The following is a 15,382-nucleotide window of genomic DNA, read 5'->3' on the forward strand; positions in this document are numbered from 1 at the left end:
ATGAGTCTAATAATATCATATATTGGAAGTAATGGTTGTGTAATAGCTGGTGATAAAAGAAGGATTGGTTTTTTAGGAGATAAAGAAAAAAGAGAAAAATTGGAAGAAGATCTTTACTCTGGAGCCATTAAAAATGACGAAGAACTGATTAAAAAAGCAGGGCAACTCCAAATATCATTAAAAATAACTGATGATGCTAAAAAAGTTCGTAATATTGATGATAATGTTGTTGTAGGGGAGGTAGCCTCTAAAACACCTTTTGAAGCTAGAAGGAAGAGAATTTATGCAACCACCAATGGATACGCCATCGTGGAATTGTTAGGGTCAAATATTGATAAGATACAGGAAGGAGACAGTTCTATAATAGTATTTGGGAATAAGATAACCAAAAAAATGGCAAATGAAGCAATTCAAAAGCATTGGAAGTCTGTAAAAAGTTTAAATGATATAGCAAATGTTTTTAAAAAGGTCATGGATGAAATATCAGACAAAACACCATCAGTAAGCAAAAAATATGATATATTCACAAAGCATTCTAATTTAGACAAAAAAGAGGCTCAAAAGATTTTAAGGGAGGCCATAGTCCTTGATGTTAAAAGACTTCAAAAATGGAGAGAGTACTTAAAAAAAGAGCAGATGAAAGTCTCTAAAACTATTGAGCTGGCTTCAAAAATAATCAATGAAGGAGAAATAGGGAAAATCAGCAGTATAGATGGTAATAAACTCAAAGTAGTCCTGAATAAGGATATTCAAGCATTTGATGTTGAATGGAATATGACTGCAGGACCTGGAGATTTAATCGAAATGAACATAGATGATCCTTCAAATGTAAAAGTGGGAGATATTGCAGTAATTGAAAACGAAAATTTATGTATAAAGCGGACTAAATCATCTTTAATGTGTGATGTGATTTTGTGCAGAGCAGATAAATAATTATGAGTATAGAAATGAACATGAAAGGTGACTTGATGAAACTTACATTTTTAGGAAGTGGTGGCGGACGCTTTCGCCACCATTACCCAGCGTAGAATGACTGGCGGATTTAGAATAGATGGGATTGATGGTAAAAATATTCATATAGATCCTGGGCCTGGCGCTCTGGTTAGAACTTACCAGTTTGGATTAGATCCACGTAAACTGAATGCTGTTCTCGTTTCTCATTCCCATACAGACCATTATTCTGATGCAGAAGTTCTTATAGAAGCTATGACTCGAGGAATGACTCGGAACAAAGGCCATGTAATTGGAAGCAAAAGCGTGATTGAAGGATATAAACAATTTGGACCCTGTATCTCAAAATACCATCTCAGTAGACCAAAAGTATCGATTTTAGGTCCTGATAATAAAACAAATATTGACAATATCAAAATAAAAGGCACAAAGACCATTCATGGAGATCCTACGGCTGTAGGATTTAATATCAAATTTGATGATTTTGCAATTTCTTATACGGCTGATACTGAATATTATAAAGATTTACATAAATATCATGCTGGAGCTGATGTTCTAATTGCAAGTGTAATTAGGCCCAGAAAAGAGCGTATTAGAGGCCATATGTGTACAGAAGACTTTATTAAACTAGTTAGTGAAGTTTCACCAAAGCTTGCCATTATGACTCATCTTGGAATGAAAATGGTTTTTAACGATGCGAAAAAGGAAGCTAGAATAGTTAAAGAAACCACCGGCGTTAATACTATCGCTGCTTTTGATGGTATGAAAAAAGATCTGAATTCATTTTTTGAAAAACAGAGAACTATCAATGATTTTAGATAGTTTAGTTCAATTATCCGTTTATTTACTTTAAATTTCTTTAATTTAGATTGTATTAACCCAAAACAAATTATAATAATTATATTTTGAAAATTATTAATTTTTAGACTTTATTAACATTTATATTAAACATTGTATAATAAAATATTATCAAGAAGAAATATTTGTAATCCAAATAAAAACTTTAATTCATAATAAATTATGATAAGAAGGGAAAAAATTGGATAAATCAATTATAAACAGCGAAAAATGGTTAAAAACAATTATTGAAGCATCACCAGATGCTATAGTTGTCACGGATTTAGATGGCAATATAATTGAATGTAACCAATTAGCAGTCGATATTTCAGTATTTAAATCAAAAGAAGAATTAATTGGTTTTAATGGTCTTAATGCTATACATCCAGAGGATTTAGAAAGAATAAAAAGAGATATTAAAAAATTATTTTTAAATGGCGTGATGAAAGACGCAGAATATAGAATATTAAACAAAAAAGGCAGAGTCTTTCCAGTGGAAATTTCTGCTTCAGTTATTTTTGATAATTCTGGAAATCCAGATGCTATTATATGTATTTTGAAGGATATTACCAAACGCAAAAAAGCTGAAGACACGCTCCAGAATACTCTTAATAATCTGGAAATAAAAGTTAAAGAGCGTACGAAAGAACTTGAAGATGCTTATGAAGCATTAAGTGAAAGCGAAGAGAAGTTTCGTGAATTATTTAACAGAGCTAATGATATCATTACTCTTAGTGAGCTTACAGAAGATGGAATGCCTGGGAAATTTATTGAAGTGAATAATGCTGCTTTACAAAGATTAGGTTATAGTAGAGATGAACTATTGAATATGACTCCTCTGGATATTATCCAAAAAAGAATCGAAGATACGCCTAATAATGCGCAAAAAATTCGAGAAGAGGGCAGCAGTAGATTTGAAGCAGTTCATATAGCTAAAGATGGTTCTAAAATTCCTGTTGAAATTAACACGCACCTTTTTAAATTTAAAGGAAAGAACGTAATTCTAGGGATTTCCCGTGATATTACAGAACGTAAAAAGGCAGAGGAAGAACTTAAAAATTCAGAAGCTTATTACAGAACTATATTTGAAAATACTGGAACTGCAACATTTATTGTTGAAAAAGACTGTACAATATCTCTTATGAATGCAGAATGCGAACGAATATCAGGTTATTCAAAAGAAGAAGTAGAAGGCAAGAAAAAATGGCAAGAACTTGTATCTGCTGATTGTGTCAAGAAAATGGAAGACTTCCATAATCTTCGAAGAATTAATCCAGAAGTAGCCCCAAGAAATTATGAATTTGAATTCATTGATAAATTTGGTAATATTAAAAATGTTACCTCAACAGTTGATCTAATTCCCGGAACTAAAAAAACAGTGGTTTCTCTTTTGGATGTTACTGAGAAAAATATAGCTGAAAATGCTTTACGCAAAAGTGAAGCACAGCTTAGAATTGCAATGGATCTAGCCAAACTTGTATCATGGGAATATGATGTTGAATCGGATATGTTTACCTTTGATGATCATTTTTATGCTTTATATGGCACCACAGCTGAAAAAGAAGGGGGAACAAAAATGTCCTCTAAAGAATATGCCAGAAGATTCATTCCCCCTGAAGAGTCTTCTATAGTGGCTGAAGAAACCATGAAAGCATTGGAAACTGATGATCCTGATTTCTTTAGACAGGTAGAACATAACATCATAAGAGCAGATGGCAAAAAACGAACCATTATAGTTCGTTATGGAGTTATTAAAGATGAAAAAGGAAGAACGATTAAAACTTATGGGGCCAACCAGGACATTACAGAAAATAAATTATCGGAACAAAGATCTAAAGAAATGGTAAAATTCTTGCAAATATTAATTGATACTATCCCAAGTTCAATTTTTTACAAAGATATTAAAGGAATATATCAGGGATGTAACAAGGCATATGAAGATTTTACTGGGTTGAAGAAAAAAGATATTATTGGAAAATCCGTTTATGATATTTTTCCAAAAGATCAGGCTGATAAATACTTTGAAATGGATCTAAAACTGCTTGAAAATCCAGGAAAACAGACTTATGAGTGGCGAATGAAACATGCTAATGGAAGTATACGTGACGTGATTTTCAACAAAGCAACTTACTTCAATACTGACGGTACTCTAGCTGGTTTAGTTGCTGTTATGGTTGATATTACAGAACGTAAAGAATTGGAAAATAAATCCATAGAACACCTACAAAGGCTAGATATCCTTAATAAAATTATTGTAACTGCAAATCGTTCTGGTAGCGTTAAATCCCTATTAAAAGATGTTTTAGCACAAACATTGAATTTATTACCCTTTGATAGTGGTGAAATATATTTAATAGATAAAAATAAAGGAATCGCGAAAATTTTTCATTCTAAAGGGACTTCAGGATCTTTTAATACTATAAAAATTGATGAACAGCCCCACAGATTAATTTATATAAATGGAAAATCTGCATTTAGGAGTGATCTTGATAAAATATCCATTGATATAAGTAACAAATCAGATATGCAATCAATTGCCATAGTTCCTCTTTTTTCAGAGGGTGAAATTATAGGATCTCTAAGTCTTGGAAGTAGAAAAAAACATTATTTCGGAAATGAGGAAAAAGAATTAATAAAATCTATAGGAAATGAAATAGGAAATGTTATCAGTAAATTAATAGCTGAAGAAGAAATGGAAAAACTTATTGAAGAATTAAAACGTTCCAATGAGGAATTAGAACAGTTTGCTTATATTACCAGTCATGATCTCCAGGAACCCCTTAGAACTATTGCAAGCTTCACGCAGCTTTTAGAGAGGCGTTATAAAGGAAAACTTGATCCTGATGCCGATGAATTTATTGAGTTTATAGTGAGCGCCAGTATTCGGATGAAAGAAATGATACAGGGATTACTTGAATATTCGCGTATAGGTAAAGAGGAATTAAAATTTAAACCTGTGAATCCAGAAAAGGTACTGAAAGAAGCATTATCTAACCTTAAAATAGTGATAGAAGAGAATAATGCAACAATTACCTGGGAAAAACTACCAGAAGTGATTGGTGATTCAAAACTACTTGTACAACTATTCCAGAATCTTATCAGTAATGCTATTAAATTTAAAAAGTCTGATGAGCCTCCAGAAATCCATATCTCGTTTATTAAATATAAAAATGGCTACAAAAATGTTTTTTGTGTTGAAGATAATGGAATAGGTATAGATCAGCAATTTGCAGAAAGAATTTTTAAAGTATTTAAACGTCTGCACACCATAGACGAATACAAAGGGACAGGTATTGGTTTAGCAACATGTAGAAGGATTATAGAATATCATAAAGGCCATATTTGGGTTGAATCCAAGTTAAATAAAGGTTCAAAATTTTATTTCACATTAAAGCAATGAATTGCAAGAGAAATTTAAATACACATTATAAGTGATTAGAGTGAATAAAACTGCTTCTTATTAAATGGTCTGCAATTACTACAGAAACAGATGCCTCTGCAACAGAAGTTACCCTTGGACAAATACAGGGATCATGCCTTCCTCTGATTTCGATTTCAGTATTTTCCATTTTAGTAAGATCAACTGTTCTTTGAGTTAATGAAACTGAAGGAGTTGGTTTTACAGCCATTCTAATAATAATTGGCATTCCATTGGATATACCCCCCAATATTCCACCGGAATTATTAGTTTTGGTTTTTATCTTATCATTTTCAATATAGAATTCATCATTCATCTCAGATCCCTTCATCTGAGAAGATTTAAATCCTGAACCTATCTCCACGCCTTTAACAGAACCAATTCCCATTAAAACCCTTGCAATGTCCGCATCTAATTTATCAAAAACTGGTTCGCCGAGACCTGCCGGTACATTAAGTGCAATTGTTTCGACTATACCTCCAACTGAATCCCCCTTCTCCTTAAGATCGAGGATGAGTTTTTCCATTTTCTCTGCAGCTTCCAAATCTGCACATCTAACACTATTTTTTTCAATGTTTTCTTCAACCACACCTAAATCAGCTGGTTTAGCTTCAATATTCCCAACTCTGGTTACATGAGCAATAACTTTAATATTTAATATTTTAAGGAGTTTTTTAGCAACAGCACCACCTATTACATGACCTATGGTGGTTCTTCCACTGGCACGACCACCCCCTCTGTAATCGTAATGGCCATATTTAGTTTCCCAGCAGTAATCAGCATGCCCTGGCCTTGGCTTACCTTGAAGAGCCGCATAAGCAGATGAATCCATATCCTTATTGTAAACAACTGCAGTTATAGGAGTTCCATCTGTTTTACCTTCAAAAACCCCTGATAATATTTTAACTTCATCTGTTTCACCCCTTGAAGTTGTAATTTTACTTTTACCGGGCTTTCTTTTATCAAGCTCTTTTTGAATATCTTCATCTGATAATTCCAGTCCTGCAGGACAGCCGTCGACAACAGCCCCAAGAGCTATGCCATGGCTTGAGCCAAAAGTTGTTATTTTAAATATTTTGCCGATTGTATTTCCTGACATGGATTCACATCCTGATTAAAACAATTAAATTGGAAATATTTACTTTTTATCTTTAAATCATTCTATATCTAGTATCTAAATTTACATTTATTAATTTTATTTTATTAAATGTGCTTTTTCAACCATTTATAACACCAAAGGACTATTCTCTTATTACCGCATATAATGCCTGATTATATATTTTACCATTTTTTATAACGCTTCTTCTTAAAATACCCTCAAGCTTAAAACCGTTTTTCTCGAGAACTCGTCTAGATGCAATATTTTGCTCTAAAGGAACTGCAAAAATCCTTTCAAGCTCTAAATCACTGAAACCATAATCGACTATGCCTTTTAGAGCCGAAGATGTGATACCCTTTCCCCAATGTTTTTCTCCTAACCAGTACCCGACTTCTGCTGAAATTCTTTCAATATCCTCGCCTATAGTAAGTCCAATACCACCAACTGCTTCATTATCTACAGTTATTGCGAAAAAAAAGTTATTATTCTTTGCAATTTCTATCCACTGCCTGGCGTGATCATGGGTATATGGAAAAGGAAAGCCATCCCGTAAGTTACTGGCTATATTTAAGTTATTTGCATTTTTAACCAAGCTTTCAAAGTCAGAATGTCTCCAGCTCCTTAATATACATTTATCACATTTAATTATCATCTATAAACCTCTTTATACCATTAAATACGGGATTAAACTATTTTCAACTGATATCTTCAATCAGAATTATTTTATCTTCTTTGAACTTAAAAATGGATTTACCTCTAATTTCAATGGTTTCTCCCGCTTTAGGTCCTTCAGGAAAATCTATAGCTAAAACTCCTCTAAAATCAATTTTGCTTTCTAAAATATTCCCTTCTATTTTTTGTTCAATAATCTTCATTTCTCTTTCCTTAAACATGGTTACAGATTCTTTCGCCTGCTTAAGAAGGGCATTTTTACCTGTTAACTCAAGATTTATTTCACCATTTGCAATATTCCTGAATTCTACGTTTTCATGAACATCTTTAATCATTCTAGCCACATTAAATTCGTTGTAAGAATTGATATATTCATGAATAATTCTTTTCATTTCCTCTTTTTCCATATTCAACCATTTTAAACTATGTTATGGAATTTTGCTGCTAATTAATATCTTCAATGGATATTATTTTCCCATCTTTAAATTTAAAAGTAGTATTATACTGGAGTTTGATTAGATCGTATTTTTTAGGCCCATCAGGTATATCTACAGCTAAAACGCCTTTAAAATCAACTCTGTTTTCTACCATATCATCTCCAAATTTCTGTTCCAGTATTTTCATTTCTCTTTTCTTAAACAATCCAAATGCCTGTTCTATCTGACTTTTAAAGGCGATTTTACCCTTTAATTCTAGGGTTACTTTGTTGCCGGCAATATTTTTAAATACCATATCCTTATGAAGATTTTTTGTCATTCCGTCTGCATCAAATTTGTTATATGAATTAATATACTGATCAACAATTCTCTTCATTAATTTTTCTTTCATAATAATGCCTCTTTTAGTTATTGTAACTTTTACCTGTTTACAATAAATAATTTGCGAAATATATAATAGATTAAGCTTCAAGCTAATTAGATAATTTTTGATCAACAGCTTCGAATTTAATTTGCATGTTTAAAGGACCATGGGAGCCATATAGGGATAATTAACGCCCCTACAACTACTAAAGATATTATAAAAACTGCTATATTTTGTAGAATACTGTAGGAAGCCGCATAGAAGAATAACCAAATTCCAAGAAACAACAACCATAATAAGCCAATAATTATGGTAGCATAGATCCTTTTGGGTTCAGGTTGTGGTTCATTCATGTTAATCCTCTCAATCGTGGATCAATTATATATTATATTGAACTTTATCTCTATTAGTATTATGAGTAACTTGAAGAATGAAATAATTGAGATATACGATAAACTGTTTGAACTTTACGGCCCTCAAGGATGGTGGCCCCTTATCAATTTAAAAAACATTAATCCAAATAAAACAGGTGCAATTAGAGGTTATCATCCTGGCAATTACGAACTACCCAAAGAGAAAAATGATGTTTATGAGGTAATTCTTGGTACAATTTTAACACAGAATACATCCTGGTTGCAGGCAGAAAAGGCATTATTCAACCTCAACGAATTAAATGCAATTGAGCCTCAAAAATTATTGAAGTTAGATGATAAAGCATTAAAATTAGCAATCAAATGTGCTGGATTTTTAAACCAAAAAGCAATCTATCTTAGAGAAATTTCAAGATTTTTCATTGAACTGGATGGAAATATCCCAACAAGAAAGGAATTATTAGCAGTTAAGGGGGTTGGAAACGAAACTGCAGATTCCATCTTGCTTTATGCATATAAACAACCCGAATTTGTTGTTGATACTTACACAAAGAGAATATTTTCACATTTAGGACTAGTAGAAGAAGATATTAAATATATGGCATTGAAAGAATTTTTTGAATCACATTTACCTAAAGATATAAAAATCTTTAATGAGTATCATGCTCTAATTGTGGAACATGCAAAGAGATATTACAATAAAAAGCCATATGGCGTGAATGACCCTTTAAAAAGAAGATCAACGTAGATAACATGCTCCAAAATATATTCTCCATAATCAGCGTAAAAATAATTAAATTAACATTTAACAGCCGTTTTTTTCTAGCAAAAACTTGTAGAAAAGTAACACCTCTTGCAAAGATTGTGGATAAATTATTCTTTGAAGGTGATGATATACAGGTACTTCCACGTGATACTGTAATTAAAACCCGGACTAGTACAGAAAAAATTGAGATAAATACCGAATTTGAAGTACCAGAAGACACATTATTGCCAAGTGAAGTGCTTAAAGAAATGATAAGAAAATCCAGATACCATTTTATTATGAATTCATGTATCTGCAGAGTTTCAAACGATTGCAAAAATTATCCTCATGAACCAGGTTGTTTATTTTTGGGTAGGGGATCTAAAAGGATATCTACTAAATTAGGACGAGCAGTAACAAAAGAAGAAGCTTTTGAATATGTTGATAAGTGTCAGGAAGCAGGATTAGTCAATATTATCGGTAGAAATAAAATTGACAGCGTCTGGTTAAATACAGGCCCTAAAGAAGAATTGTTATCAATTTGCAGCTGCTGTCCATGCTGCTGCCTGTGGAAAATGACCCCAAAACTTCCTGACAACCTTGGAAGAAGCATCTCTCCAATGGTTGGAGTTAAAATGAGATACAATGAAGACCTTTGCAGTGGCTGTGGAAAATGTGCAGATATTTGCTTTATAGAGGCTATTACAGTTTTAGATGGAAAAATAGAGATTAATTTAGAAAGTTGCAGATGCTGCAGTCGATGCGCTGAAATTTGTCCAAAAGGCGCTATAACATTTGAAATTGCAGATGATGCTGTTAAACGTTCGATTGAACGTGTTAAGCCGTTGGTGGATGTGGAACTGGAATGAGTTAATATTTTTAAGTCGTGACGCACAACTTTCCATTTAAGTATAACTTGTATATTTTTAAGTTATTAGGTTAAACTATAGAATATAATGAAATTATAATGTTTCAGAAATTTATATTATAACAATTTTCATATCGGTGATTAGAATGCAGTTTCCAACTACAAGAATGCGAAGATTAAGGAAAACGCCGCAACTAAGGAAAATTCTGAGTGAGACAACCCTTCATCCAGAAGATTTCATTTATCCAATGTTCATCAAAGAAAATTTGAAGGACGGCAAAAAAGAGCACATTGACACCATGCCTGGCCAGTACAGATATTCCTTAAATGACGGTTTAGATGAGGCAAAGAAGCTTGAAAAGATGGGATTATCATCAGTTCTTATATTTGGAATGCCTGAAAATAAAGATGAAACAGGTTCATCAGCTTATGACGAAGAGGGGATAGTCCAAAATACTGTACGCAGATTAAAGGAAGAAACAGATTTAGTTGTCATAACCGATGTCTGTATGTGCCAGTATACATCTCATGGACACTGTGGAATAATTAAAGATGAAAAAATAATCAATGATGAAACCCTTAAATATCTCTCAAGAATAGCCTTAAGTCATGCAGAAGCTGGAGCAGATATTGTGGCACCATCCGATATGATGGATGGCAGAGTGGATGCTATCCGTGTGGATCTTGATATAAATGGTTATGAAGACACCATTATAATGTCTTATGCTGCAAAATATGCATCAGCCTTTTATGCACCTTTCAGAGAAGCTGTATGTTCTGCTCCAAGTTTTGGTGATAGAAAAACATACCAGATGAACCCTTCAAATCTTAACGAAGCCCTGAGAGAAGCAGAACTTGATATAATAGAAGGTGCAGATATACTAATGGTTAAACCCGCTATCGCATATCTTGATGTGATTAGAGCTATTAAAGAGGAGTTTAAAGTTCCAACCACAGCTTATCAGGTGAGCGGTGAGTATTCAATGATTAAAGCAGGGATAGAAGCAGGATATCTTACTGAAGATGTAATATACGAGTCTCTTATATCCATAAAACGTGCAGGAGCAGATATGATCATATCACATTTTACACCTGAATTTTTAAAGCACTACAACAAACTTAAGGATTAAAAGTTTATCAAATAATATGAGGAATTACAATGAATCCAGAGTTAATTGCAAAGATAGCCCAAATAGCATCCGTTCTTGAAGTCAGCGGCCATCCAAAGCCGGGAAATGTCCACAGAACTCAGGACTTCGACGATATGGTTTTTGAAGATTTTCTTATAAGCGGAGTCGTTATTGGAGATTCAATGAAAAAAGCCGCTGAAAGAGGTCAAAAATACAAAAATGACACTTATTTGCTGGATAAAATTAAATTAGGCGAAATAATCAAAGAAGCAGTTCTTGAAACTGATAAATGGATTGGAAACAACACAAATTTAGGCATAGTTCTTTTATTAACCCCATTATCTGCAGCTGCAGGTATGAGTGAAGATTTCACAGATTTAAGAGAAAATGTGGGAAGAGTTATGGATGCAACAACTCCTGAAGATGCTGTTAACCTGTATGATGCCATTAATATTGCCGATGCCGGAGGAATGGGTGAACATGCTGAACTGGACGTTGCAGACATGGAAGCCAGGGAAAAACTCATAAAAGAAAACATTAACATGTACGAAGTTCTTCATATGTCTTCAAAGTGGGATTTATTGTCCTATGAACTTACAAATTTAATGCCTGTCACTTTTGAAACAGGATTTCCAACATTTAGAGCAGTTAAAACAGAATATGGGATTAATAAGGCTGTGCTTCAAACATTCCTTACTATACTTTCTAAAAATCCAGATACATTAATTTCAAGGAAATATGGTAATGACATGGCCAGAATGGTAACTGCAGATGCAGATTCTATACTGCAAAATGGAGGAGCTCTAACTTCCCTTGGTTTAGGTTTGCTTCGTGAATTTGACAAGCAGCTTGTGAGAAATAAACTGAATCCAGGAACAACTGCCGATTTAACCGCTTCCTCCATAATGGTCGCGTATCTTAATGAATTTGGTTTTTAAAAGGAAAATAATTAAAAACTTAGATAACACCAAACAAAGAAAATGCTTTAAATGTTACATATAAAATTAACTATAGAATTATTTAGTATTATCCAGAAATACATTTATCATTGCAGGGAGTAAAAATAATGCTTCAAAATATAATAGATGAATTAACATTATACGAAAAAATGGTTTTAAAGGCATTAGAATCATTAAATTATGAATCTTCTCCAGAAAAAATTGTAGAAACACAGAATATGGATATTAAAGCCGTAATGAGTGCAGCGGGTTCATTAGCGTCAAAGGAACTTATAGAAGTACAAAAAGATGTTGATGAAGTTATAAGTTTAAGTGAAACAGGGAAAAAATATGCAGAGGAAGGTTTACCCGAACGAAGAATATTAATGACCTTAAAGGATAAAGAAATTATTCCAATGAAGGATTTGGGCAGTGAAACAGGTCTTAATCCTTCAGAAGTCAAAGTTGCAATAGGATGGCTGCTTAAGAAGAAGTGGGCTGTAATTGACAAGGGTAATGTGAAGATAACTGAAGAAGGTAAAGAATCAGTTTCTAAAGAGCATAGTGACGAGTTATTACTGGCTAAATTACTTGAAACACAAAAATTGTTACTATTTAGACCTTCTAAATTAATTTTAGATGGATTCAACCTTTTAAAGAAAAGAAAAGGATTAATAGAGGTTAAAAAAGAGTCTAAATATAATTTAAAAGTGACCAGTAAGGGAAAAGAACTCCTTGAAATGGGTATAGAAATAAAAAAAGAAGCCACACAGTTAACTCATGAACAATTAAAAACTGGTTCATGGAGAAATCTAGAATATAGAAGTTATGATATTCATGCAGAACACCCTGAAACATTTCCAGGGAAAATACACCCACTACAGAGAACTATTGAAGATATTAGACAAATATTTCTTAAGATGGGATTCACAGAATCCCAGGGGTCTATTTTAGAGTCAGCATTCTGGAACTTCGACTGCCTTTTCCAGCCACAAGATCATGCAGCTCGTGAGATGCAGGACACATTTTACATTGGAGAGCCCAAATATGTGAATTTACCTGATAAAGAACTTGTAGATAAAGTTGCTGAGGCTCATGAAAATGGAGGGCTCACTGGTTCTGAAGGATGGGGTTATTCATGGGATGTTGAAGTTGCAAAACAATCAGTACTTAGAACACACACAACATGTGTTTCTGCAAGATTTTTAGCGGAACATAAGCCCCCTCTTAAAATGTTTTCAGTGGGAAGGGTATTTAGAAGAGAAACCATCACCTATAAGCATCTTCCTGAGTTTCATCAGGTTGAAGGAATCGTTGCAGCAGAAGATATCACTTTCAGAAATCTTTTAGGTATTTTAAAAGAATTTTATCATAAATTAGGCTTTGAAGTAAGATTCAGACCGGCTTACTTCCCATATACTTATCTATCTGTTGAGTGTGAGATTTACCTTCCAGAGAAGGAAACGTGGATTGAGCTTGGTGGGGCTGGAATGTTCAGACCGGAAGTCTTAGAACCTCTTGGAGTTGAAACACCTGTTGCAGCATTTGGTCTTGGAATTGAAAGACTTGCAATGTTAAGACTCGACATAAAAGATATAAGAATGCTCTACAAGAGCGATATAGGCTGGCTCAGACACTTACCTGTAAAAATGGATTGATTCATAATATTCTAATCCTAAATTTTTTTTATTTATTGAAAATGAAATCAAGCTTTTTATGATAAAGCCAAAAATTGCTTTAAATTATTGTTAATCCATTAAAACAGCATTAATTAAAAAAAATAGGGTTATTTAACTTTGTTGAATTCAGTATACTTAAAAATAAAAAAAGTTTGATGTAATAAACTTACATCATTGGTGGCATACCGCCAGGCATTCCGCCCATTCCTTCCATTCCTTCCATATCAGGTGTTTTACCGGCACCAGTTGATGCGATAACGTCGTCAATACGGAGGATCATTTCTGCAGCTTCTGCAGCGGATTGAATGGCCTGTTTTTTAACTCTTTGCGGTTCAACAACACCTGCTTTGTACATATCTCGTACATCGCCTTCGAAAACATCTAATCCCATGTATAAGGATTTTTCGTGCGCTGCTCTTAAATCGACGAGAGCATCGATGCTGTCAAGTCCAGCGTTTTCTGCGAGTGTTTTTGGAACAATTTCTAATGCTTCTGCAAATGCTGAAACTGCTAACTGTTCTCTTCCACTTATGGAGTCAGCGTATTCTTTTAATCCTTTGGAAATAGCGATTTCAGGTGCTCCTCCACCTGCAACTACCTTTTTATCTTCTGCAGTTGCTGTAACTACGCCAATTGCGTCTTCTACTGCTCTTTCTATTTCATCTACAACATGATCTGTTGAACCTCTAACTAATAATGTGACAGCCTTAGGATCTTTGCATTCTTCAACAAATATCATGTCTTCGCCTGATATTTTCTTTTCTGCTACTTTTCCTGCTTCTCCGAGGTCAGCGTATGAGAGATCTTCGATGTTTGTTACAACTTTTGCACCTGTTGCTTTGGACAGTTTTTCCATATCGGATTTTTTAACCCTTCTAACAGCCATGATTCCTGCTTTAGCTAAGTAATGCTGTGCAAGGTCATCGATACCTTTTTGACAGAATAAAACGCTTGCACCAGAGTCTTCTATTTTATTAATCATGTCTCTGATCATCTGTTCTTCCTGTTCAATGAATGCTTGCATCTGTGCAGGGTCTGTTATTCTGATTTCAGCATCTACTTCTGTTTCTTTAACTTCTATTGCAGAGTTTAAGAGTGCTATTTTTGCATCTTCTACCTTTGCTGGCATTCCTGGGTGTACTCTTTCTTTATCGATTATTACACCCTGAACAAGTGTTGATTCGTCCACTACTGCGCCATCTTTTTTCTCTATTTTTATGTGATCTTTATCGATTTCTCCGTCTTCTTCAACCTGTTTTACTGCACTTACAATGAGTTCAGCTAATGGTCTTCTGGCTTTTTCGGTTCCTTTACCGGTCATTGCAGTCATTGCAACTTTTAAGAGAGTGTCACGGTCATCAGAATCAATTGAAATTACATTTAATATTTCCTGGGCTTTTTCTGCTGCCTGCCTGTAACCCATGGCTATGATTGTTGGATGAATGTCCTGATCCAGTAAAGCTTCAGCTTTTTTGAGTAATTCACCAGCTATAATAACTGCTGTAGTTGTACCGTCACCTACTTCATCTTCCTGAGTCTTAGCAACTTCAACAAGCATTTTAGCAGCCGGATGCTCAATATCCATCTCTTTAAGAATGGTTACACCATCGTTAGTTACAACAATATCTCCAAGAGAATCTACAAGCATTTTATCCATTCCTTTTGGACCGAGAGTTGTTCTTACAGTTTCTGCAAGGACTTTACCTGCCATGATGTTCATTCTCTGAGCATCTCTTCCTAAAAACCTGTTAGTACCTTCTGGTAAAATTAATATTGGTTGGTTTCCACCACCTAACTGTGCCACATTATCACCTCAATTTTTTTTAATTATGGTTCGGAAAAATAAAATTTTCCTCAACCTCAAAAATTTTTT

14 protein-coding genes are annotated in these 15,382 nt (G+C 33.8%); 8 read left to right on the plus strand and 6 right to left on the minus strand.

The window, feature by feature from the left end; genetic code table 11:
* The 3 genes from QMD61_10450 to QMD61_10460 form a co-directional block, all read left to right on the plus strand.
* Positions 1-933, plus strand: a 933-nt coding sequence (locus QMD61_10450) for a DUF2121 domain-containing protein (protein ID MDI6725052.1), incomplete at its 5' end; no start/stop codon positions are given.
* A 60-nt stretch (positions 934-993) separates the two neighbouring features.
* The gene (locus QMD61_10455) at positions 994-1,773 is read left to right on the plus strand and encodes an MBL fold metallo-hydrolase (GenBank protein MDI6725053.1); all 780 of its coding nucleotides are present in this window, start codon (positions 994-996) and stop codon (positions 1,771-1,773) included.
* Between the two features lie 217 nt (positions 1,774-1,990).
* Positions 1,991-5,188 carry a PAS domain S-box protein gene (locus tag QMD61_10460; protein MDI6725054.1) on the plus strand — a complete coding sequence of 1,066 codons (3,198 nt, stop codon included), beginning with the start codon at positions 1,991-1,993 and terminating at the stop codon, positions 5,186-5,188.
* A 25-nt stretch (positions 5,189-5,213) separates the two neighbouring features.
* Here QMD61_10460 and aroC read toward each other — a convergent pair whose 3' ends face one another.
* The 5 genes from aroC to QMD61_10485 form a co-directional block, all read right to left on the minus strand.
* Positions 5,214-6,305 carry a chorismate synthase gene (gene aroC, locus QMD61_10465; protein MDI6725055.1) on the minus strand — a complete coding sequence of 364 codons (1,092 nt, stop codon included), beginning with the start codon at positions 6,303-6,305 and terminating at the stop codon, positions 5,214-5,216.
* A 142-nt stretch (positions 6,306-6,447) separates the two neighbouring features.
* Positions 6,448-6,957, minus strand: coding sequence for a GNAT family protein (locus QMD61_10470; protein ID MDI6725056.1), 510 nt, complete (start codon positions 6,955-6,957; stop codon positions 6,448-6,450).
* A gap of 43 nt (positions 6,958-7,000) precedes the next feature.
* Positions 7,001-7,384 carry a nuclear transport factor 2 family protein gene (locus QMD61_10475; GenBank protein MDI6725057.1) on the minus strand — a complete coding sequence of 128 codons (384 nt, stop codon included), beginning with the start codon at positions 7,382-7,384 and terminating at the stop codon, positions 7,001-7,003.
* A gap of 37 nt (positions 7,385-7,421) precedes the next feature.
* Complete coding sequence (locus tag QMD61_10480) at positions 7,422-7,805, minus strand: nuclear transport factor 2 family protein (GenBank protein ID MDI6725058.1); 384 nt, start codon at positions 7,803-7,805, stop codon at positions 7,422-7,424.
* Positions 7,806-7,921: 116 nt separating this feature from the next.
* Entirely contained in the window at positions 7,922-8,131 is a 210-nt protein-coding gene (locus QMD61_10485) for a hypothetical protein (protein MDI6725059.1), read from the minus strand.
* A gap of 61 nt (positions 8,132-8,192) precedes the next feature.
* Here QMD61_10485 and QMD61_10490 point away from each other — a divergent pair, with 61 nt between their 5' ends.
* The 5 genes from QMD61_10490 (at position 8,193) to QMD61_10510 (ending at position 13,488) form a co-directional block, all read left to right on the plus strand.
* Positions 8,193-8,897 (plus strand): endonuclease III domain-containing protein, encoded by a 705-nt coding sequence (locus tag QMD61_10490; GenBank protein ID MDI6725060.1) that lies wholly within the window; start codon positions 8,193-8,195, stop codon positions 8,895-8,897.
* A gap of 5 nt (positions 8,898-8,902) precedes the next feature.
* Complete coding sequence (locus tag QMD61_10495) at positions 8,903-9,763, plus strand: 4Fe-4S binding protein (protein MDI6725061.1); 861 nt, start codon at positions 8,903-8,905, stop codon at positions 9,761-9,763.
* 145 nt (positions 9,764-9,908) lie between these two features.
* A complete protein-coding gene (gene hemB, locus QMD61_10500; GenBank protein ID MDI6725062.1) occupies positions 9,909-10,892 on the plus strand; it encodes a porphobilinogen synthase in 984 nt (327 codons plus the stop codon).
* Between the two features lie 29 nt (positions 10,893-10,921).
* Positions 10,922-11,830 carry a triphosphoribosyl-dephospho-CoA synthase gene (locus QMD61_10505; protein ID MDI6725063.1) on the plus strand — a complete coding sequence of 303 codons (909 nt, stop codon included), beginning with the start codon at positions 10,922-10,924 and terminating at the stop codon, positions 11,828-11,830.
* 128 nt (positions 11,831-11,958) lie between these two features.
* Positions 11,959-13,488 (plus strand): phenylalanine--tRNA ligase subunit alpha, encoded by a 1,530-nt coding sequence (locus tag QMD61_10510; protein MDI6725064.1) that lies wholly within the window; start codon positions 11,959-11,961, stop codon positions 13,486-13,488.
* 187 nt (positions 13,489-13,675) lie between these two features.
* On the opposite strand, the gene thsA is transcribed toward QMD61_10510, so the two are convergent.
* Positions 13,676-15,313, minus strand: coding sequence for a thermosome subunit alpha (gene thsA, locus QMD61_10515; protein MDI6725065.1), 1,638 nt, complete (start codon positions 15,311-15,313; stop codon positions 13,676-13,678).
* Positions 15,314-15,382: the final 69 nt, after the last annotated feature.

Origin of the sequence: Methanobacterium sp. (assembly GCA_030017655.1) — an archaeon.
In the GTDB taxonomy this organism is placed as follows: Archaea; Methanobacteriota; Methanobacteria; order Methanobacteriales; family Methanobacteriaceae; genus Methanobacterium_D.

Excerpts from the sequence above, each read along its gene's own strand:
- QMD61_10490 (MDI6725060.1), top strand. The coding sequence starts at position 8,193 with ATGAGTAACTTGAAGAATGAAATAATTGAGATATACGATAAACTGTTT.
- QMD61_10510 (MDI6725064.1), top strand. The coding sequence starts at position 11,959 with ATGCTTCAAAATATAATAGATGAATTAACATTATACGAAAAAATGGTT.
- hemB (MDI6725062.1), top strand. The coding sequence starts at position 9,909 with ATGCAGTTTCCAACTACAAGAATGCGAAGATTAAGGAAAACGCCGCAA.
- QMD61_10505 (MDI6725063.1), top strand. The coding sequence starts at position 10,922 with ATGAATCCAGAGTTAATTGCAAAGATAGCCCAAATAGCATCCGTTCTT.
- QMD61_10475 (MDI6725057.1), bottom strand. The coding sequence starts at position 7,384 with ATGGAAAAAGAGGAAATGAAAAGAATTATTCATGAATATATCAATTCT.
- QMD61_10470 (MDI6725056.1), bottom strand. The coding sequence starts at position 6,957 with ATGATAATTAAATGTGATAAATGTATATTAAGGAGCTGGAGACATTCT.
- QMD61_10480 (MDI6725058.1), bottom strand. The coding sequence starts at position 7,805 with ATGAAAGAAAAATTAATGAAGAGAATTGTTGATCAGTATATTAATTCA.
- QMD61_10485 (MDI6725059.1), bottom strand. The coding sequence starts at position 8,131 with ATGAATGAACCACAACCTGAACCCAAAAGGATCTATGCTACCATAATT.
- QMD61_10495 (MDI6725061.1), top strand. The coding sequence starts at position 8,903 with ATGCTCCAAAATATATTCTCCATAATCAGCGTAAAAATAATTAAATTA.
- aroC (MDI6725055.1), bottom strand. The coding sequence starts at position 6,305 with ATGTCAGGAAATACAATCGGCAAAATATTTAAAATAACAACTTTTGGC.